Origin of the sequence: Chryseobacterium sp. 2987 (genome assembly GCF_031456375.1) — a bacterium.
GTDB classification, from domain to species: Bacteria; Bacteroidota; Bacteroidia; order Flavobacteriales; family Weeksellaceae; genus Chryseobacterium; species Chryseobacterium vaccae.
Genome location: NZ_JAVDUN010000013.1, coordinates 16,635 through 37,384, shown reverse-complemented (window position 1 = coordinate 37,384; position 20,750 = coordinate 16,635). Strand labels below are relative to the sequence as shown.

Here is a 20,750-nt window from a genome sequence, read left to right as displayed (position 1 = left end):
AATTATACTAACTAACACTTGTTAGTTTTAATAAAATTTGTATGTTTGGAAATGAAGCAATAAGGGCTTCACTGAAAAAAACTTAGATATGAAAAGAAAATTCTTACAACGCACTTTAGCTGGTGCTTTGCTGAGTGTTTCAATATTGGGAAATGCACAGCAAAATACATCAGACAAAACAATTAATGACTCTTTAGTTAGTGCAAAGCCAGTTATTGTGGCTCAACCTCAAGAAGCAAAAGTAAAAGTTGACTTTTATGGTTTCATCCGAAATGATATTTTCTACGATACCAGACAAAACATTGGTGCAGGAGAAAACATCGTTCCGCTTTATCCAAGAGATCGTGCACTGGATGTGAATGGTGAGGATATCAACGATTCCCCAAAATTTCATATGCTTTCAGTCGTTTCACGAGCGGGTATCAATGTAAAAGGTCCGGATGTTTTAGGAGCAAAAACAGCAGGTATTTTGGAAGGTGAATTTTTTGGTGCCACAGAAGGCGGAATCAACGAGTTTCGTTTAAGACATGCATACATTACTTTAGACTGGGAAAAAACACAGCTTGGAGTAGGGCAGTACTGGCATCCAATGGTAATTCTTGACTGTCTTCCGAATGTGGTTAACTACAGTACAGGTTCTCCGATTTTTGCATTAAACAGAAATCCTCAGGTAAGATTGACACATAAACTTTCAGATAAATTTAAAGTAATTGCCGCTATCAACTCGCAGCGTGATTTTACCCCAAACACCACACCTTACCGAGACAGCGGAATGCCTTCGACTCATTTACAGTTTCAATATAAATCTTCAAAATTTGTTGCTGGAATTGCCGCACAATACGAAGAGTTAAGACCACAACTGTCTTCAGGAACACCGCCAATCGTGAACAATAACCGTGTGAAAAGCTTTACAGCAATGGCATACGCAAAAGCAATCACAAAACCTTTGACAATCAGTGCATCTGCAATGATGGGGCAAAACTCTGCATCACTCGTGATGCTGGGAGGTTTCATAGGCTATGCAGCACCGGGACAGGCAGATATTTTCAGAACAATGAATACAAGAAGCGGTTGGATTGATTTTCAACAGACAACTGCTAAAAAAGTGGCATTCGGACTTTTCGCAGGTTATGTGAAAAACATGGGTGCTAATGATCCTGTTGAAGGAAGAGTAGCGACAACTTATGGTGTAACTTCTTCTTGGGGCGCAATTTCTGCAACTCCAGGAGGGCGAAGTGTTGATCATTTATGGAGAGTGGTTCCGCGTGTTGATTGGATTTTGAGCAAAGCAATTCGTCTGAGATTTGAGGTTGAGAATACAGTAGCCACCTGGGGAAATGCTCAAAGCAACGGAAGAGGTATCGGAAACGAATACAATGCACGAAACAACCGCTTCCACGTCGCGACTTTCTTTATGTTCTAAAAATGATTTCTAAAAATTAAAACGAAAAATTAAAATGGATATTACAACACAATCAAAGCAAAAAAACAGCATTCTGACTGTTATTATTGCGTCATCTGCAGGAACCTTGATCGAATGGTACGATATGTTTCTGGCAATTATTCTGGCAGGTTCACTTTCGGTAAACCTTTTCCCTGCTGACGGGTCATCCCACTTCTTAGAAACATTGGCCGTAGTCGCTTCATCATTCATGTTCAGACCAATTGGATCACTTATTTTTGGAAATATTGGTGACAAAATTGGACGAAAATACTCTTTCCTTCTTTCATTAATCTTAATGGGAGCTTCAACCTTCCTGATTGGGTGTATTCCCAATTTTTCAAGCATTGGCTGGGCTGCTCCAATTTTACTTTTAGTTTGCAGATTAATGCAGGGATTAGCTATCAGTGGCGAATATGCAGGTGCTGTAATTTACGTTGCAGAACACGCACCGGCAAATAAAAGAGGATTTTACACAGGTTTTATTCAGGCAACGGTTCCTATCGGACTTTTGGTTTGTTTAAGTGTAATCTTCGTGACAAGAACAATGATGTCTGAAACAGATTTTAATAGCTTCGGATGGAGAATTCCATTTTTATTAAGTTCAGTTTTGGTTCTTTTAAGTTATTTCGCCAGAAAAAAACTTCATGAAAGTCCGGTTTTTGAAGAGCTTAAAAAAGCAGGAAAAACAAGTAAAGCTCCAGTAAAAGAAGCGTTTACCACAAAAGGAAATATTAAATTGATGCTGAAAGCTATTTTCGGAGGTAATGCAGCACAAAGTTCTGTAATGCAGACCAGCCTTTTCGTCACGCTTTTCTTCATGCAGCGTGCTGTGAAATTAGAAGAAACTACAGTTTTAATGATTACAGGTGTTGTTACTTTGTTCAGTGCTTATTTCTACCAATATTTTGGAGCTTTAAGTGATAAAATCGGACGGAAAAAAGTACTGATTGGCGGTTTAATTTCAAGTTTAATCTTAATTCCAACCTCATTCTATTTATTTATGAAAATCGGAAATCCGGATGGCTTAACGGAAGTTCATGCCATCAGCACTGCCGCAACTTTAAAGATTATGGGAATCAGTTTCCTTCTTTCTGTAGCCGGAGCAGCAACCTATGGGCCTTTAGGTGCATTTATGCTTGAGATTTTCCCAACCAAAATCCGTTATACAAGTATGGGATTTGCTCAAAACATGGGGAACGGCTTTATCGGTGGGGCGACAACCTTTGTAACTGAATTTATTAAGACTTCATTTGTGGTAAGCGTTGCTTTGACTCCTTTCATTGGGTTGGCTTATCCGGTTTTATTGGTTGTTATTGCAATTATTGTCAATATTTTGTTTGTTCCTGAAACCTACAAAACAGATCTTACCGAAGAAGAAAATGTAGATACAGTGAATGCTAAGGCAAACCAAAGTCTTTCAGAAGTTTAAATTATCCATTCATTTACATTTAATTAAGGTGCAGAAATTTTCTGCACCTTTTTTTTAACTAAATTTTACAGTGTAAGATTTTTGAAATTATCTTTATATCATTAGTTTTGTCTTTTACAACTCAGAAATTCTTTCTTGATATCATTTTATGAAAATCACTAAAATAAAATTAGTCTGCATATTAGGTTTCTTTGCATCTTTCAGCATTTCTTGTGCTGTGAGGGAAAACGGACCTAAATCCAAAACGACAAAAACAGTAAAGTCATCAAATAACACGGTTAAAGCTCCGAATCCTGCAAAAGTTCCGCCTATTGCGACAGCATTAGGTGAAGAAGATTTTAAAGTGAATCTTCCAGTAATCAAGCGTGAATTTCGTGGAGCTTGGATTGCGAGTGTGGCAAACATTAATTGGCCTTCAAGAAATAATTTATCGGTTGAGCAGCAAAAAGCTGAAGCAATCAGTATGTTGAATATGCTTCAGGAAAATAACTTCAATGCTGTCATCTTTCAGATAAGACCCTCTGCAGATGCTTTATACACCAGCAGTATTGAACCTTGGTCGTATTTCCTGACCGGGCAGACCGGAACACCTCCGTATCCAAATTACGACCCCCTGCAATTTTGGATTGAAGAATCTCACAAAAGAGGATTAGAGCTTCACGTATGGTTAAATCCTTATCGTGCTCATCACTCAAACGGAGGAAGTGTGAATGGGCATTCAATGGCCAGTAAACTCTCTGATATTGTAGTGAAGCTGAAGAACGGAATGTATTGGTTTGATCCGGCAAATCCAAGAACTCAGGGACATGTTTCCAATGTAGTAAAAGACATTGTGAAAAGATATGATATTGATGCCGTTCATTTTGATGATTATTTTTATCCTTATGCCGTTTATAACAGAGGAGCAGACTTTCCTGATAATGCATCATGGAATGAATATCTGAGAAACGGGGGAACATTATCCAGAGCAGATTGGAGAAGAGATAATGTCAATAAATTTGTAGAAAGAATCTATAAAGAAGTTCATGCCGAAAAAAACTATGTAAAATTCGGAATCAGCCCGTTCGGAATCTGGAAGCCTGGCTATCCTGCCGGAATCGTAGGATCTTCCCAATATGACGAACTGTATGCAGATGCTAAATTATGGCTGAATAAAGGCTGGGTAGATTATTTTTCACCACAGCTGTATTGGCCGATTGATTCTAAAGGACAGGGATTTGAAGCTTTGCTGAACTGGTGGAAGTCAGAAAATGTAATGAACCGCCACGTATGGCCGGGATTAAATACCGTTGAAATAAAGGTAGCAGACCGTCCCACTGAAATTAAAAATCAGATCGAGATTTCCAGGCAGGTCTTAAAGAATGATGCCGGAGAAATACATTGGAGTATTGCAGGGCTTACCAAAAATCCCAATATGCTTCCTGTTCTGAAAAATGGACCTTACAAAGAAAAAGCTCTGGTTCCGAAATCTCCATGGATTAAAGCAGATCCGTTACAAATTCCCACTCTATTTATTACAGATGGTGGAAATGCCGCTCAGGCCAGATGGAGTACGAAAAATATAGGAGATGTCTTCCAATGGATTCTTTTCACTCAATACAATGGTGTTTGGGAAACTGAAATTCTCACACTTGACACCCTTTCTAAAGATATTCCGAAGAATAAAAACGGACAAAAACTGAATGCTGTGGCCATAAAAGCAGTAGACAGGCTAGGAAACGAAAGTGATTATTCAGCAAGGAAAGTGAAATAAACCTGCTTAAAAAAAGCAAAACTATTGAATAATTCAAAATTCAGAAAGTTGTTTGCTTCATGATAAATCCGTTCAATCTGCTTTATCTGTGAGAGTTTTTCCCGCAAATAAAGCAGATTTTTTATGTATACACTCACAATAAATTAAATGATTAATTGAGAATAAAAGCTGGCTGAAAACCTTGGGTTTTCTTGCGCCTTAAAATGCGTATAACAGTTTAAAATGCTTTGCGCCCCGCGTTTTCCAATATTCACAATTTTAGCCCATTAGATGAAATTTTCAATTTCTCTTCAAAAGTAGGGATGCCATCGCTTTTTTCTGATTTGATTGTTTTATTTACATTATAAAGCTGAGAGAAGATCTGAAAACAGCCAGCTTACTGAAACGGTAATACGGGAGAACCAGCCAATTTATTTTAGAATAACTATAAATTATCACTGTAAAATGATGAAATTCAATAGGATATAATAGTAGTTGATTTAATTTTGTTTACCATAAATGCTTTATCGGAACCATTTTTGCATGATAAATTCCATAATCACCAAAATATAACATTATGAATACTAACCGACTTTCCACCAATGTGGAAAAAGCATTGAGTGCTCAGATGAACAAAGAAATTCACGCATCACACGTTTTTTTATCTTACGGAATCTGGGCAGATGATAAAGGATATCAGGGAATTGCCAATTTTCTATACAGGCATGCACAGGAAGAAAGAAATCATTCTATTAAATTCATGGAATACATTCTGAACAGAGGCGGAAAACCTAAAGTAGAGGCTATTCCCGAACCACCAGCTGATCCTGAATCTCTATCAGCCTGCTTTGACGGTGTTTTCAAACATGAGGTGGATAACACTACGGCCATCTATAAAATTGTAGATCTGGCACTGGAAGAAAAAGACTGGGCAACATGGAACTTTATGCAATGGTTTGTTCAGGAACAGATTGAAGAGGAAACATTGGCCCAAAATCTGATTGATAAATTAAAAATTGCAGGTGGCGACCATGCTACAGACGAGTCCTTATTTACACTGGACAGAGTTCTGCAGGATGCACCAAATGACGTGCCGCTGGCTCAGGAAGCCACGGGGAATAATCCATAAAACCTTTGAATAAATTTAACCTGATTTCAGATTGGAACTTAGGGTTAAGATGCTTGAGCAGGAAGAGGGAGACAGGAAGTTAATTTTGTTTATAATTATTAATGATCATATACAATTTAATTGTCTTAAAAAGGATAAAAACTTATGATTTATAAGCTCAATAGCTTCCCTCTTCCTGCCCCCAGCTTCACATCTTTATAAATTTATAAACCAGAAATTCTTATTCCCGATGAACATTACTTAAATCTGTCAGAATTTGGCAGATTTTTTTATTATGAAACTCATTCTAAAATCACTATCTTTGCACGCTTAAAGTTCAAGGTTCATTAATGCAGCAAAAAGTCTTAAGAAAACTTTAAACCTAATGTACTGAGCTTTAAACCTAAACCTTAAAACTTTGAATTTTACAATATGAAATGTGGAATCGTAGGCCTTCCGAATGTAGGTAAATCAACCCTTTTTAACTGTTTAAGCAACGCAAAAGCTCAATCAGCAAACTATCCTTTCTGTACCATAGAACCGAACTTAGGAACGGTATCTGTACCAGACCAGAGATTGTTTGAACTGGAAAAAATAGTGAAGCCAGAGAGAGTTTTGCCGGCTGTTGTGGAAATTGTTGATATTGCAGGTCTCGTAAAAGGAGCCAGCAAAGGAGAAGGACTGGGAAATCAGTTCCTTGCCAATATTCGTGAGTGTGAAGCCATCATCCACGTTTTAAGATGCTTTGATAACGGGAATATCGTTCACGTTGAAGGATCTGTAGACCCGTTAAGAGATAAAGAAATTATCGATATCGAGCTGCAATTGAAAGATCTTGAAACGGTAGGTAAAGCTGTTGAAAAAGCTAAAAAATTCATTAAGTCAGGGAAAAAAGAAGATATTCTTACCTATGAAACCCTTCAGAATCTGCAGAAATTCCTGGAAGATGGAAAAAATGCAAGAGAATTTGCTGTAGATGATTTTGCAAAATCAATTATCGGTGAAGTGCAGCTTTTGACAAATAAGCCTGTTCTTTATGTTTGTAACGTAGACGAAAATTCAATCAAAAACGGAAACGAATGGATTGGTAAAATCGAAGAAATGGCTAAAAATGAAGGGGCTGAAGTAGTAGTTTTAGCTGCTCAGATTGAAGCAGACATCAATGAATTGGAAACTTTTGAAGAAAGAGAAATCTTCCTTGATGAACTTGGCCTTCAGGAACCGGGAGTAAACCGTCTGATCCGAAAAGCATATGACCTGTTGAAACTTCAGACGTACTTCACAGCCGGAGTAAAAGAGGTTAGAGCCTGGACCATAGGACAGGGATGGACAGCTCCTCAGGCTGCAGGGGTAATTCACACAGATTTCGAAAAAGGATTCATCCGTGCAGAAGTAATTAAATATGAAGATTACGTTACTTACGGTTCAGAAGTGAAGATAAAAGAAGCCGGAAAACTTTCCGTAGAAGGGAAAGAATATATCGTAAAAGACGGTGATATTATGCATTTCAGATTCAACGTATAAGAAAATATTAAAGTTCGTTATAATTAAAAAACGTTTCCATGAATTTGGGAGCGTTTTTTGCATTCATGTAGCAAACTTTAACTATGAAAATTTTATATTTTGCAGTCCTTGCCCTGCTTTTTTCGTGTTCAAAATCTGCTGAAGAGAACTGTTTTGTTGCCAGTAAAGACGAGCTTTATGCTCCATACGAAGAGCAGAAACCCTATACAGTACAGCAGATCCTTAATGAAAAACCCGCTTACCTTGAAATTATAAACCTGACAAAATACCGGGATTTTAAAAAAGACAGCATAGCAGACCATACTTACGATAAGGAATATGAAGAGAACTTCAAAAGAAAAGAAACTGATTTTAAAGTGTTTGATGAGAAGTTTTCCAAACAATTCTGGTATACTGCTCAACAGAAGGTAGGAAATGTGCTTTATGCCCTGGCCAGAAATAATTTAGGGTATTGGTTATTAAAGATAGAAAATAATAAGCCTTCAGCTTACTTTTTGGGTCTTAGTTTTAGTCATTACTATTTCAATAAAATTCAGGAACAGCCTATTATTCAGGAAGAATACCTTCAGATAGAAGGCAGTCTGGTGAAAATCATTAAAGTGCCGGGACTTCCGGGATATGATGATTATTCGGCGCAGGAAGACGGGAAATTATTCAAAATAAAGCTGAAGGATTTAATGAAGGATACAGATAAGGATGGTTATAACGATATTTTTGAGAAAAGTTTAGGTCTGAATTCGGATAATAAAGATACAGACGGAGACGGCATTAATGATTTTGAAGATATGAATCCTATGTATAAGTCCGATAAAAATAAATTTACCCAACTTTATGAATTGCTGCTCCTAAATAATGGTTATGGAGAAGAAAATCAGGACAAAAGGAATTATTCTTTTCTGGTATATGAAAGTGGCTGTGATTATTTTCATCAGGTTAATCCGGGATTCAGGGTACTATTTATCTCAGAAGATAAAAGAAAGCAGACTGCTTATACAAGGATAACGGATATCACTGACGGAGGCATTTCCAAAATACAGAAGAATGCAAAAAATCCCGACATATTCTATATTTACGAATTCGGAAGCAGCTCTTCTAATGATTATTCGGCAGAATACAAAAATGGAAAATGGGAAATACAATGGGTAGGAGGTATAGTGGTCTGATTGATACAAGCTTGAAGCTGAGAGTTGGAAGAGGGAAAGTCATAAAAGTCGCTTTTAGCTTTTTTAAGATGATTTGATTTCAAGTAACTTAAAAAAACGTATCCGGAAATTCAGATACGTTTTTTTATAAGTGATCATTTTAAATTATATTATGGATATAACGGATCCGGTACATATCTGCATTCAGGTTCTGCACATGTAACTCCGGTAGTTCTACATCTTCGTGTATCCAGATTAAGGCACCTCATCAATCCGCCGGAAACCGTTCTTAGCTCTTTTTTATTTAGTTTTCTGCCGTTTTTGAAATCTTTCATAACCCGTTGTATTAAAATTATGGAATGATCTCAATCGGTACTCTGCACTCTCTTTGTGCACATTTAGGAGAATACATGGTACATCCGTTAGGGTCAGAAGGCGGATCACACGGTGGGTTAGTACACAATATCGGTTCCATACAGTTAAGAAGTCCTCCGGCGATAGTTCTCAATTGCTTTTTGCTAAGCTTCTTTGCATTGGATAAGGTTTGCTTTTTCATTGTTTTGATTTTTAGTGTATTAGTTATAACGAATGTAGAAAAAATAAATGAAATATATCACTTTGTGTGGATAAAAAAATGTTTTTTTATGAATTTCCATTCTGAGCAGTTTCGTATATTTGAATTGTACAAATTGTCTGAAATGGAAAAAATATCCCACGCATCACTTGAAGATTTCTATAAAGAGATGACCGCCAAGCTAGGAAAAGATCTCGAAAGTATTTTCCCGAAGGGCCTTCATAAAGACATCGGACATTTTAATGTATTTGATATCCGGCAGACCATAGAAAGGACAAAAACAACCTCAGAAATGCCTTATAACAGGCGGAAATATTACAAAATTAGTTTAATCAGAGGTAAAAACAGGGCCGAATATGCAGATAAGATCATTCCTATAGAAAAGAATGCCTTATTATTCGCTACGCCTAAAGTTCCTTACCATTGGGTTCCCCAGGATCCCGATCAATCCGGAAGTTTTTGTGTATTTACAGAAGATTTTTTTGTTAAATCCCAATCCATGTTTTCTTTGGAAGACCTGCCGATATTCCAGCCCGGAAACGTACCATTGTTTGAAATAGAGGATGAGCTGGCAGATGAAATTGAAATTTTATTCACAAAGATTAAAAAGGAAATAGATTCCGAGTACATCTTTAAGTATGATCTCATCAGGAATTATGTACTTGAATTGATTCATTACGGACAGAAATTGCAGCCGGCAGCTACGCTTTCAACAGCTAATGATGCTTCATTACGGATAGTTTCTCTATTTATAGAACTTCTGGAAAGACAATTCCCGATTGAATCTTCAGAACAGCGGCTACAGCTGAAAACAGCAAAAGACTATGCCGACAGATTGGCTATACATGTAAACTATCTGAATAAGAAATTAAAAGAAAATACAGGGAAAACCACCACAGAATTTATTGCAGACCGCCTTATTCAGGAGGCCAAGATCATGCTTCGGCAGACCCAATGGAATGTGTCTGAAATTTCCTATGCGCTCGGTTTTGAGGAAATTGCCCACTTTTCAAACTTTTTTAAAAGAAAAACATCCTTTACTCCGCTTCAGTTTCGCTTATAATTTGAATTTTGCAAATTTCAGATTGATTCGGGCAAACATTCCTGCCCGGAAATAATCCAACTTTGTATTATTAAAATCAAACAAAATGACAGCAAAAACAAAAATAGCTTTAGTAACAGGAGGAAGCCGCGGACTTGGTAAAAACGCAGCTCTTAAAATCGCCCAAAAAGGACTTGATGTGATCATTACTTATAAAAACAGTAAAGAAGAAGCGGAAACAGTCGTTAATGAAATAAAAGCCTTGGGACAGAACGCTATAGCTTTTCAACTGGATACCAGAGATGTGAAAAGTTTTGCAGCTTTTGTAAAGCAGATAACAGAACATCTTGAACAGGAAACAGGAAGCCCGAAAATAGATTTTCTGGTTAACAATGCAGGAACAGCTCTATATGCTCCGATCATGGAAGTAACCGAAGAGCAGCTGGATGATATGGTTGATATCCATTTTAAAGGCGTGTTTTTCCTGACCCAGAAAATGCTTCCCTTTATGAATGACGGTGGAGGAATCATTAATATTTCTTCAGGACTGGCAAGATTTGCTTTACCCGGATCATCAGTGTACGGCTCGATGAAAGCAGGTGTGGAAATGCTGACCAAATATATGGCTAAAGAATTGGGGCCAAGAAGAATTAAGGCCAATGTTATTGCACCAGGAGCTATAGAAACAGATTTTGGCGGTGGAAGAACCAGGGACGATAAAGAAGTCAATTCTACGATTTCCAATATAACGGCATTAGGCAGAGCAGGTCTTCCTGATGATATTGGTGGAGTAGTGGCCTTCCTGTGTACAGAAGATGCAGGCTGGATTAACGGACAGAGAATTGAAGCTTCAGGAGGAATGTTTTTATAGAATATTTCGGACAAAGCAAATAAATAAAAGCAAAAGAACCAATTGAATGAAATTGGTTCTTCTTTTAGATATACACCAATTTACACTATTTCTTTTTTCCTATCTTTAATATCACAACCTTACAATATTATCCAGATGTTTAAAGAATTCTTTGATCAGTTTCCCTATATCCTGCTTGGGCTTGAAATCTTATATCTTCTGGGAACGGTTTTTCTTGCCGGTAAGATTATTATGGATACTCGGACGACCAGCAAAACGCTGGCTTATCTCATGCTCATTATATTTCTGCCTGTAGCAGGAATTATTATCTACTTTGTATTTGGAGTCAATTACAGGAAAAATAAATTTTACACCTTTAAAATAGAACGGAATGAACAGGTATACCGTACAGTGGCCGGATATATTCAAAAGACCCATGACAAAACACTTGAAGAACATAAAGAAGAAGTCTGGAACTTTATCACAACGGTTAACTTTCTGTATCACGCTGCCCGTTCTCCGTTATCGCAGGGAAATCACACCGAAGTACTGGTAAACGGAGAGGAAAAGTTTGCCAAAGTGTTTGAGGTGCTTGGAAGAGCCAGGCATCATATCCATCTTGAATACTATATTTATGATAACGATGAAGTAGGGAACAGGCTTGCTGATCTTCTGATAAAAAAAGCAGGAGAAGGTTTAAAAGTGCGTTTTCTTTATGACGATATGGGAAGCGGAAAGATAGGGAAGAAACTATTAAAAAGACTTAAAGAAGGTGGTGTGGAAGTATCTCCGGTAAATAAAATTACCTTCAGGATTCTGGCCAACAGGGTGAACTACAGAGACCATAGGAAAATCATTATTGTGGACGGATCTGAAGTCTTTACAGGGGGAATCAACGTGTCAGATAAATACATCAATCCCAATCCTAAACAGTATTGGCGGGATATACATCTGTACATCAAAGGAGAAGCAGCTTTTTACTTCCAGTTTCTGTTTTTAAGCAGCTGGACTTTTGCTACAGAAAAGTTTCCCGAAATTTCGCAGGATTATTTTGATTATAAAACTATTGGCGGAGGCAGTTCATTGGTACAGACGGCAGCCAGCGGTCCGGATACCAAACCAGCCATTATGTTGAGCACACATTCAGCTATTCTCGCAGCCAAAAAAAGGATTTATATGGTTACTCCTTATTTCATTCCGGTAGAAACAGTACTGAATGCCATTAAACAGGCTGGACTTTCCGGTTTAGATGTAAGGCTGATGGTTCCGAAATCAGGCGATTCCGTCATTGTGAATGCAGCAGCCTATTCTTATTACGAGGAGCTTTTAGAGAATAATGTCCGGGTTTTCTTTTATACAAAAGGCTTTATCCACGCTAAAACCATGCTTATAGATAACAATTTTTCAAGTATTGGAACTGCTAATATGGATGCCAGAAGTCAGGAATTGAATTTTGAAGTCAATGCGTTGGTATTTGATTACAAGATCAACGAAAAACTTCACAGCATTTTTCTCGAAGATATGAATGACTGTGAAGAGATTTTTCTTGATACATGGCGAAAAAGACCTAAATATAAAGTCTTCTTTGAACATCTGGCAAGGCTGCTTTCTCCGCTTATATAAAAGGCTTTACTTTTGAAAGGTGTTCAATCGCTTTTTCCAGGGTTTCCTGTTTTTTTGCAAAACACAGTCGGATTACGTGGTCATTTCTCTTATTCTGATAGAACGATGAAAAAGGAACACTGGCTACTTTATGACGGATGGTAAGCTCGCTGGCAAAATCAAAATCATTCTGATCTGAAATGGCATCGTATTTTACCGCCTGAAAATAAGTGCCTTCACAGTCGAGAAGCTTAAAAGAAGTTCCGGCCAGTCCCTTTCGCAAAAAATCTCTTTTTTCCTGGAAAAACGCGTTCAGGTGAAGATAATGTTCATCATTTTTCATGTATTCTGCCAATGCCAGCTGGATGGGAGTATTTACACAGAAAACATTGAACTGGTGTACTTTCCTGAACTCATCGGTCAGGTTTTTGGGAGCGGCACAATAACCGGTTTTCCATCCTGTAACATGGAAAAGCTTTCCGAATGAAGCCACCAAAAGACTTCTTTCTTTAAGTTCAGGATATTGACAGATGCTTAAATGCTGTTTTCCGTCAAAAACAATATTTTCATACACTTCATCACTCAAAATAAGAATGGAAGTCCCTTTTACAAGTTGGATAAGTTCCTGCAGATCTTTTTCCTTTAAAATCTTTCCTGAAGGATTATTCGGATTATTAAGGATAATCATTTTAGTATTTTCACTCACCAGTCCTTTTACCGCTGTCCAGTCGATTTTATAATCCGGAGCTTTCATTTCAAAACGTTTGACAATGCCGCCAAAAAGTTCTACCGTTGGTTCATAACAATCATAAGCGGGTTCAAAAATAATCACTTCATCCTCTTTTTTCACAAAAGCAGCAATGGCTGTAAAAATGGCTTGTGTACCGCCTGCGGTAACGGTTATTTCGGAATCAGGATGGTAAACTGCACGATGGCTGTTTTCTATTTTTCTGGCAATTTCTTCCTTCAATACGGGCATTCCTCCCAATGGAGCATACTGATTAAAGCCTTTTTTTACAAAATAATCTACATGATCCAGCAGTTCAGAATCCGGCATAAAATCCGGAAATCCCTGGGACAGATTAATAGCTTCATTTTCATTGGCCAACTGGGTCATCTGGCTGAAAATAGTAGTTCCTACATTGGAAAGCTTTGATAAAGGAAGTTGTATCATAAAACGATTTTTATTGAAATCGAATTTAATGAAATATTTAGATTGACAAACATTAAAAAATTAAAGGTTTCCGGGATTTGCAGAATTTTTATGTTGAGCTAAATAAAAAAACAGTAGAAATTCTAAGATCTCTACTGCTTTATATTGGAACTTTATGATGTCTTGTGCTTTTTTACAGGATTTAAGTTCCGTATTATTTATTTTGAAAGAATTAAACTTACTTAAATTTCGGGATACATTTCATTCATTATTCTTTAATTAGTTTGTGTACAGCAGATGCTCCCTGAGCGTCTTGTATTTTCAAGAAATAAACACCTGTATTCAGTTTATTAATATCCAGAGTAATGGTGTTTTTTCCTGAATCTGCTTTATGGGAAGAATTCATTGCTGTTTTTCCAAGCATATCTGTAATGGTAATAGTAATCGTAGTTTGAGATTTACAGTCAGCTGTTAATATAATATGATCTTTTGCAGGATTAGGAGTCATGGTTGAAAAGTTACCGGCAGGAATCTCTTTAGGTATGGTAGGACTTGGAGGGGTTTTATCCATGCTGAAATATTCATTTTCTTTACTGTTTTTCAACATTTGTGCACCATTCCAGAAATAATGCTGCATAAATCCGTTATTTCCTCTGTAGAATAAAATGTTTCCAGGACCTTTGCCTATTGAACCTGCTACATTATGGGCATTTGGAGTTTGCAGGCTGGTTTCAATCCAATCATGTACCCATGAGTTATTACTGCCCAGATAATACAGGTGCATTTTTGCATCAATACCACGGTAGAAAATCTGGTTTCCTTCTCCGGCAGTAATGTCCCCATATACTTTAGCATCATTGTTGCTCCCTAACCATTGGTGCTGCCAGGATGTATTGTTCCAGTAATATCTATGCATATTATTATCTGTTCCACGGTAATAAATCGTATTATTATTGTCTTTATCAATACTTATTGCTCCTGCAGTATTTTGTATATTATAAAGAGGAGAAGCATTGCTTCCGGCGGGATCTACATAGGTATGTACCCATGCATTATTACCCCAATAATACATTTGCAGCTTTCCGTCCCCGCCTCTGTAAAATATCTGAGCACCGTTGCCCACAACCACATCTCCTGCAATTTTAGTGTTGTTGCTGACAGATCCCGAAATGTCACCAGAATGCCATGCATTATTACTCCAGTATAAAATGTACAATTTATCGTTCGTTCCCCGATAATAGACACTATTGTTTTCGCCCAGTGCCAGACTGTGCGGTGCAGAGTGAACAGCACCTCCTACAACACCATGCTGCCAGGAATTATTCGCCCAGTACATTGTTTGTACATTACCATTCATACTGCGGTAAAAGATCTGGTTTCCTAAACCTACGGCAATATCACCACCAACCAGATTTGAATATGAATTATTAGGCTGAATAGTAGCGTGCTGCCAGCCGTTAGAAGTCCAGTAATACATCTGAACCTGACCGCTAAGAGCTCTGTAGAATATCTGGTTGCCCAATCCTACGTGTACACCATCGTAGTCACCGCTTTGCATTTTTCTGCTATTTAGATTGGTCGGAAATTTATGATGTCTCCATCCGGCAGGAATAAGCCCTTGTATAGACATTTGATTGGTATTATTGGGGTCTAAATGATCTTTAAGGCTTTGGTTGGATGCCCCTGCATAATTCCAGGATGCAGATAAACGGCCGAAGTGAGAAATATTATTAGGCGGACATACATATATAGGTTTCCGTTCACCAAAAAAACCATAGTCATATCCGTTAATTTTGGTTGCTGTTGTGTGGCCTACGATCCTTCCATTCTGATTAAACAAGGGAGACCCTGATGAACCTCCTTCTATGGTACCGCTATCAGGCCATGATTCCCACATAGTACCAGCGTACCAGGCTAATACGGGAGAAGTATTAGGTGCTATAATATCATTATCCAACGTTATTTTTTTAGGATTTCCCTTAGGATGATGAATAACAGCACCTTTTTTAGGATTATCTTCAGATCTGTCCCATCCAGGGAAATAAGGTCTGTAAGAAGAGGGCATTCTGTCGTTTAGTTGAAGAAGAAGCATATCGGCGTAATTATTGGAGCTTATCAGACTGGCTCCTGATATTTTGATGACATCATCATTCTTTCTGTAATCCCGGTTACTGCCATTACATTCTTCTTTTTCATGATTGAAATAAAAAACACTATTCTCCGGGCTGTTAAATAATCCGTAGCAATGCGTAGCGGAAAGGAAAAGAGATCGTCCGTTAAAGGCTGTATTATTAATCAGGGAACCTGAACAAAGCCCTTGCCCTCCTATAGTAACCAGAGCAACAGCTCTTTTATGCGTTTGCCATTCATTGCCAGCGCTGCAGTTAATATCATTATGGCATTTCAGAATTTTTCCAGGGGCTGCAGTTCCGCTTGCCAGCTCAAATACATCTAAGAAATCATGGGATACATTACCAATGGTAAAATAAGAATTGTTTTCCTGATAGCTGCTTCCTTTAATAACCAATTCTACAATAATACTGCTTCCTGGGATCAGTTCAGTAGGATATATACCACTTTCTGTATTATAAGTATGAGTTACTGGACCTACAACATAGCTCATATCCTCATTATAAAGGAAAAGGCTGCTCTCCTCCGGAAGACGCATATTTTTAAATATAAGCATCATAGAATAGGCATCTTTTGAGGTGATTCTGTACCGCCATACGTGCAGGTCATTTAGTTTTTCCCACTTCCCTGAATTCAATGTTGTGATATCAGTATCAAATCTTTTGGCAAAAAGTTCTGCTCCCGATTCCTGCTGATTATATTCCTCATAAGTTTCCGCGATACTGAAAGCAGGACATTCAAAAGTGCTTATATTATCACTTAATCCATCATAAACTGTTGCTGTAGGGTTGAGCAGGGCTTCCTGAGCCGATAGAGTATTACCCCAAAATATGAATAGAATCAGGGCAATACTCTTATTAAAAAGAATAAGTTTTGTTTTCATGTTTTTATTTTTAAGTGGTTGATATGGTATGTTACTAAAAAACAGATCTCAAACCGGGGAACGAGATCTGCTTTTTTATTTCGGAACCTCCCAGCCGTTATTGGGAAGACCATTATTAGGTGGTGTATAATACGTACTGTTGATAGGATATGCGGGTGTTACAATCGGAGTAACTGGTGGAGTATAGGCCGGATTACCAGGTGTAATACTGCCATTACTGCCTTTAATGGAATTCATCAGACTTTTTTTCAGAGCCTTTTCCGTTATTTTTTTCATAATAATATTTTTATTGATTAGTATGACTAAAATAGAAAAGACTCCGTTGAAAAAGTATTTATAACTAATAAGTGCGACGGATGAGCAAGTAAGTGCGTCGTAAAATAAGACTAGTCCGTTTTTCCTATTCTGTAAAGGAAATCATTTTTTCTGCGGTATGAGACATCCAGTACGGAGCAGTCGCTCATTACCACCTGTCCGCCCCGGCCTTTAATGTATTCCTGCAGATGGGCAATATTAATAAGATGCTTGTGATGAATTCTGAAAAAATTATGCTCCAGAAGAACCGCCTCAAACTCATGCAGGGTCTTAGATACCATGATTTTAATTTTATTGGCGAGATGAAAGGTTGTATAGCTTGAATCGGCCTCACAGTGGACGATATCGGAAATATCCACTATTTTGAATCCCTGCAGAGTAGAGAGGATGATTTTATGATCCTGAAGCACTGTATTTTGGGTAGGCTGCATTTTTTTTATATTGTCAAGAGCTTTATTAACCGCAATAATAAAATCAATTTTTTTAATAGGTTTCAGAAGATAGTCTGTGGCTCCGTTTTTAATGGCCTGAATGGCAAAATTTTCAAAAGCGGTAATAAAAATAATCTGAGAGGTAATTTCTTTAAATTTAGATAACAGATCGAAAGCAGTACCGTCACTCAGCCGGATATCAAGAAATAAAATATCCGGTGAATTTTTGGTAAGATAAATGTAAGCTTCTTCCACACTGGAGGCCTCAAAACTGATCTGGATTTCCGGGAATTCTTTTTTTAATAGCAGGGAGACATAATCTCTACCGTGTTTTTCGTCATCAATGATGCAAATTTGTGTTTTCATAAGGCGTAATGTAAAGTTTTATCTGGGTGCCCTGCTTTCCGTATTTTTCAGAAAGATTAATGACTTCCAGGATAATATTGGTTTCAAAAAGCTGTTTAAAAGTCTGGATTCTTTTTTTTGATAATTTTAATCCAAAGGAATTTTCATCGGCGGAAGATTCGTTTTTAGACTGGATTCCCCGGCCATTATCTTCAATCGTTATGCAGAGGGTAGAATTCGTATGATCAAAAGATACCCTGATGAAACCTTTTTCAGATCTTAAACCGGAAATCCCATGCTTGATCGCATTTTCTACAAAAGGCTGAATGAGCAGTGAAGGAATCACCCAGTTTGTGTTTACCCCTTCGGACAGATGGATTTCATAATCGAAAAGTTCGTTTTGGCGAAGCTTCTCCATATCCATATATAAAGAGAGATATTCTACTTCCTCGCGGATAGGCATGAAGGTTTTTTCAGAATAATGAAGTGTTTTCCTGATCAGCTGGGAAAATATATCCAGATAATTTTCAGTTTCCTCATAATCTTCTTTAAACAGCAGATACTTAATGGAATTCAGGCAGTTATAAATAAAATGCGGGTTGATCTGCGCTTTAATAGCCTGCAGTTCAAGTTCTGCAATTTTCTTCTCATGATAGAATTTTTCCAGCTTTTTATTACGTTTTTTCTGCAGATAAGAATTAATCAGAGCAGATAGAATAATTGTGACGATGGCGGCCAGCAATAGTTTAAACCACCAGGTCTGCCAGAATTCGGGTTTGATTTTAAAAGCAAAATCTGTAGAAGCATAAGACTGCTTTCCATTATAGCCTAACCCGTAAACCCGCAGGACATAATCTCCAGGAGGTATAGAGCTGAATATGAGTTTTGAGGAATTACTTATTTGCCAGGTGTCATTAAGCCCTTCAATCTTATATTTATAGCTTATCTTTCCCTGGGAGGCATAATCAAGAAAACTGAGGTTGAAAATGACCGTATTATTGGTATGGGCAGTCAGGTTTTCCTTTGGATTGTGATATTCATTATCTTCAATGGTTACAGAATTGATAATGACCTTTTTATGAATGGATTTCTCCTGAGCCAGTAATTTTTTTATCGGGAATATTCCCAATCCTTTGGAGGTGCCAATAAAAATGGTATCATTTTTTATAACAGAACCGGCAACCGCATTAGACGGAAGACCATCGGTTTGGGTAAAGTTATTGATTCGGAGATTGTTTTCTGTTAATTCAATTCTGGAGATCCCGGAATTGGTGCTTGCCCAGAATGTATTTTCATTTTCTATTTCTATTTTCTTGACCTGGTCATTAATCAGCCCGTTGCTTTTTTCAATCTTTCTTATAATCCCTTTACCATTGAAAATAATAATCCCGTTGAGGTTGGTAGCGCCCAGATAAGTGTTTTCCCGTAATTTTTTGAGATCTGAAAAATAATACCCTTTTAAAAATGAGGTCTTTTTTTTCGTTTTGATATTGAATTTATACAGATCGCTGAAACTGCCGACGAATAAATTATCTTTATCGTAAGGCAGAACCGTATAGGTACGTTCACTGAAAAGGGTAGTTAATTTTTCATTTTTTAAATTATATACCATCAGATCATTAGCCGTACAGAAAAATACAGAGTCAGATGTATAGGGGACAATATTTTTTATATTATAGAATAGCTGTTTATTGGTGTTTTTAGAAAAATTATGAATGATAATTTTAATTGAAAGTCCAAAAATAGCGGTATTATGGTTGATATAGACTGATCTGTTCTCATCCTTATTATCCTTATCCAGCGTCATATCCTGTATTTTGCCATTCTTATCAATAATGGCCCCATAAGAACTGTTGTATCCCAAGATAATCCTATCATTATCTTTCGCGATAGCCTTAATATATTCGGAGTTGTTTTTTACCAATAAATTGATATGGTTGGTAAAAAGAGATTTTGTGATAAAAAAAACACCGTTGTTTCTGGAATTGAACCATACATTATCATCCTTATCTACCAGGACATTATTGATGACATAATTGTTTAATATTTTTACAGGTGGTGGCAGATTTTTTTTATTGTCAAGCAAAGATTGGTTGAAGTAAAGAACCCCGCCGTTTTGAAGATTGAGCCAAAGCTTGTTGTTTTTATCAATAACACCATAGAATATTTTTTCTTTTGTATCATAAGACAGGATTTTCTTGAGATGAAACGGATCGGACTGCTGGTAAATATCAATCTTTCCTTTGTTATTAAAAACCAGAAAATTATCTTTTTCACAAATCAGACCTGCCTTATCTGCTTTTATAGTCCTTTTTTTTCCGCTGACGATATTGTACACCAGAATTTCAGTTTTTAGGCCATCATGCAAATAGAGATTGTGAGTTTGAAAGTCAAATTTTACAGTTCCAAATGTTCGTGTATAGTCCAAAGGAATGGGGATTCTTTTTACTTTCCCATTTTCATAAATAAAAATATTCTGAGGATTAGTATATCCATATAAATAAAGCCTGTTTCCGTCACGGGTGATTTTTGGGATAGTACCTGAAAACTGATTTTTTATATAATCATTGATATTCAGATTGATCATCTTGCCATTTTTTAAATAAGCAAAGTCATTCAGAAAGGGGAGGATGAAAACCTCGCCATTGGGAAGAGGTTCACAGGAAATGATGTCAACGTTTTTTAATCCCTCTTTTTTCCCGTATTGTTTGAACTCTTTCCCGTCAAATCTGAACAACCCGTTATCACTGCCAATCCAGATAAAACCATTTTTATCCTGCCTTAGATGATAGGTGTAAGAGCTCTCTAACCCATCTTCTTCAGTATAGTTTACCATCCCGGGAATCTGTGCTGAAAATAAAATCAGGACCGCCGGAAAAATAAAATAAAAGCAAAAAATAAATCTTTTTATCACGCGATGTTGAATAATAATGTAAATATATAATATGATAAGTTAATAAACACAAGGTTTAGGGTTGAATATTCAAAAAATCAGCTTGAAAAAATTCGGATAATTTTAGACAATTTCGTACTTTTGTATGTTTGC

Annotated in this window: 16 protein-coding genes; 9 read left to right on the top strand and 7 right to left on the bottom strand. The window is 37.1% G+C overall.

The window, feature by feature from the left end; all coding sequences use genetic code 11:
• The first annotated feature begins 88 nt into the window (after nucleotides 1–88).
• From J2Y40_RS22935 to J2Y40_RS22910, 6 genes are all read left to right on the top strand, one after another.
• Nucleotides 89–1,423, top strand: coding sequence for a DcaP family trimeric outer membrane transporter (locus J2Y40_RS22935; RefSeq protein WP_153393097.1), 1,335 nt, complete (start codon nucleotides 89–91; stop codon nucleotides 1,421–1,423).
• 34 nt (nucleotides 1,424–1,457) lie between these two features.
• Nucleotides 1,458–2,873 (top strand): MFS transporter, encoded by a 1,416-nt coding sequence (locus J2Y40_RS22930; protein WP_153393094.1) that lies wholly within the window; start codon nucleotides 1,458–1,460, stop codon nucleotides 2,871–2,873.
• 148 nt (nucleotides 2,874–3,021) lie between these two features.
• Nucleotides 3,022–4,626, top strand: coding sequence for a glycoside hydrolase family 10 protein (locus J2Y40_RS22925; protein WP_153393091.1), 1,605 nt, complete (start codon nucleotides 3,022–3,024; stop codon nucleotides 4,624–4,626).
• 556 nt (nucleotides 4,627–5,182) lie between these two features.
• Nucleotides 5,183–5,734: a ferritin gene (locus J2Y40_RS22920; RefSeq protein WP_310001614.1), complete on the top strand. Its 552-nt coding sequence runs from the start codon at nucleotides 5,183–5,185 to the stop codon at nucleotides 5,732–5,734.
• 411 nt (nucleotides 5,735–6,145) lie between these two features.
• Nucleotides 6,146–7,237, top strand: a complete 1,092-nt coding sequence (gene ychF / locus J2Y40_RS22915; RefSeq protein WP_153393085.1) for a redox-regulated ATPase YchF — start codon at nucleotides 6,146–6,148, stop codon at nucleotides 7,235–7,237.
• An 83-nt stretch (nucleotides 7,238–7,320) separates the two neighbouring features.
• The gene (locus J2Y40_RS22910; protein ID WP_310001612.1) at nucleotides 7,321–8,400 is read left to right on the top strand and encodes a hypothetical protein; all 1,080 of its coding nucleotides are present in this window, start codon (nucleotides 7,321–7,323) and stop codon (nucleotides 8,398–8,400) included.
• A 149-nt stretch (nucleotides 8,401–8,549) separates the two neighbouring features.
• On the opposite strand, the gene J2Y40_RS22905 is transcribed toward J2Y40_RS22910, so the two are convergent.
• Complete coding sequence (locus tag J2Y40_RS22905) at nucleotides 8,550–8,714, bottom strand: hypothetical protein (RefSeq protein WP_310001611.1); 165 nt, start codon at nucleotides 8,712–8,714, stop codon at nucleotides 8,550–8,552.
• Nucleotides 8,715–8,731: 17 nt separating this feature from the next.
• Entirely contained in the window at nucleotides 8,732–8,935 is a 204-nt protein-coding gene (locus tag J2Y40_RS22900; protein WP_153393080.1) for a hypothetical protein, read from the bottom strand.
• A gap of 142 nt (nucleotides 8,936–9,077) precedes the next feature.
• Between J2Y40_RS22900 and J2Y40_RS22895 the strand changes: the two genes are divergently transcribed.
• The 3 genes from J2Y40_RS22895 to cls all read left to right on the top strand — a co-directional run bounded on the left by J2Y40_RS22895 (nucleotide 9,078) and on the right by cls (nucleotide 12,468).
• Nucleotides 9,078–10,016 (top strand): AraC family transcriptional regulator, encoded by a 939-nt coding sequence (locus tag J2Y40_RS22895; RefSeq protein ID WP_153393077.1) that lies wholly within the window; start codon nucleotides 9,078–9,080, stop codon nucleotides 10,014–10,016.
• 85 nt (nucleotides 10,017–10,101) lie between these two features.
• A complete protein-coding gene (locus J2Y40_RS22890) occupies nucleotides 10,102–10,866 on the top strand; it encodes an SDR family oxidoreductase (protein WP_310001610.1) in 765 nt (254 codons plus the stop codon).
• 135 nt (nucleotides 10,867–11,001) lie between these two features.
• Nucleotides 11,002–12,468, top strand: coding sequence for a cardiolipin synthase (gene cls, locus J2Y40_RS22885; protein ID WP_310001608.1), 1,467 nt, complete (start codon nucleotides 11,002–11,004; stop codon nucleotides 12,466–12,468).
• Here the strand turns inward: cls and J2Y40_RS22880 are convergent.
• The 5 genes from J2Y40_RS22880 to J2Y40_RS22860 all read right to left on the bottom strand — a co-directional run bounded on the left by J2Y40_RS22880 (nucleotide 12,461) and on the right by J2Y40_RS22860 (nucleotide 20,540).
• Nucleotides 12,461–13,621 (bottom strand): methionine aminotransferase, encoded by a 1,161-nt coding sequence (locus J2Y40_RS22880; RefSeq protein WP_310001606.1) that lies wholly within the window; start codon nucleotides 13,619–13,621, stop codon nucleotides 12,461–12,463. The genes cls and J2Y40_RS22880 overlap by 8 nt on opposite strands.
• Nucleotides 13,622–13,868: 247 nt before the next feature.
• Complete coding sequence (locus J2Y40_RS22875) at nucleotides 13,869–16,613, bottom strand: T9SS type A sorting domain-containing protein (protein ID WP_310001603.1); 2,745 nt, start codon at nucleotides 16,611–16,613, stop codon at nucleotides 13,869–13,871.
• Nucleotides 16,614–16,688: 75 nt separating this feature from the next.
• Complete coding sequence (locus J2Y40_RS22870; RefSeq protein ID WP_310001602.1) at nucleotides 16,689–16,889, bottom strand: hypothetical protein; 201 nt, start codon at nucleotides 16,887–16,889, stop codon at nucleotides 16,689–16,691.
• Nucleotides 16,890–16,999: 110 nt separating this feature from the next.
• Nucleotides 17,000–17,725 carry a response regulator transcription factor gene (locus J2Y40_RS22865; protein ID WP_310001600.1) on the bottom strand — a complete coding sequence of 242 codons (726 nt, stop codon included), beginning with the start codon at nucleotides 17,723–17,725 and terminating at the stop codon, nucleotides 17,000–17,002.
• Nucleotides 17,700–20,540, bottom strand: a complete 2,841-nt coding sequence (locus J2Y40_RS22860; RefSeq protein ID WP_310001598.1) for a histidine kinase — start codon at nucleotides 20,538–20,540, stop codon at nucleotides 17,700–17,702. Before J2Y40_RS22860 ends, J2Y40_RS22865 begins: the two co-directional genes overlap by 26 nt.
• Between the last annotated feature and the right edge of the window lie 210 nt (nucleotides 20,541–20,750).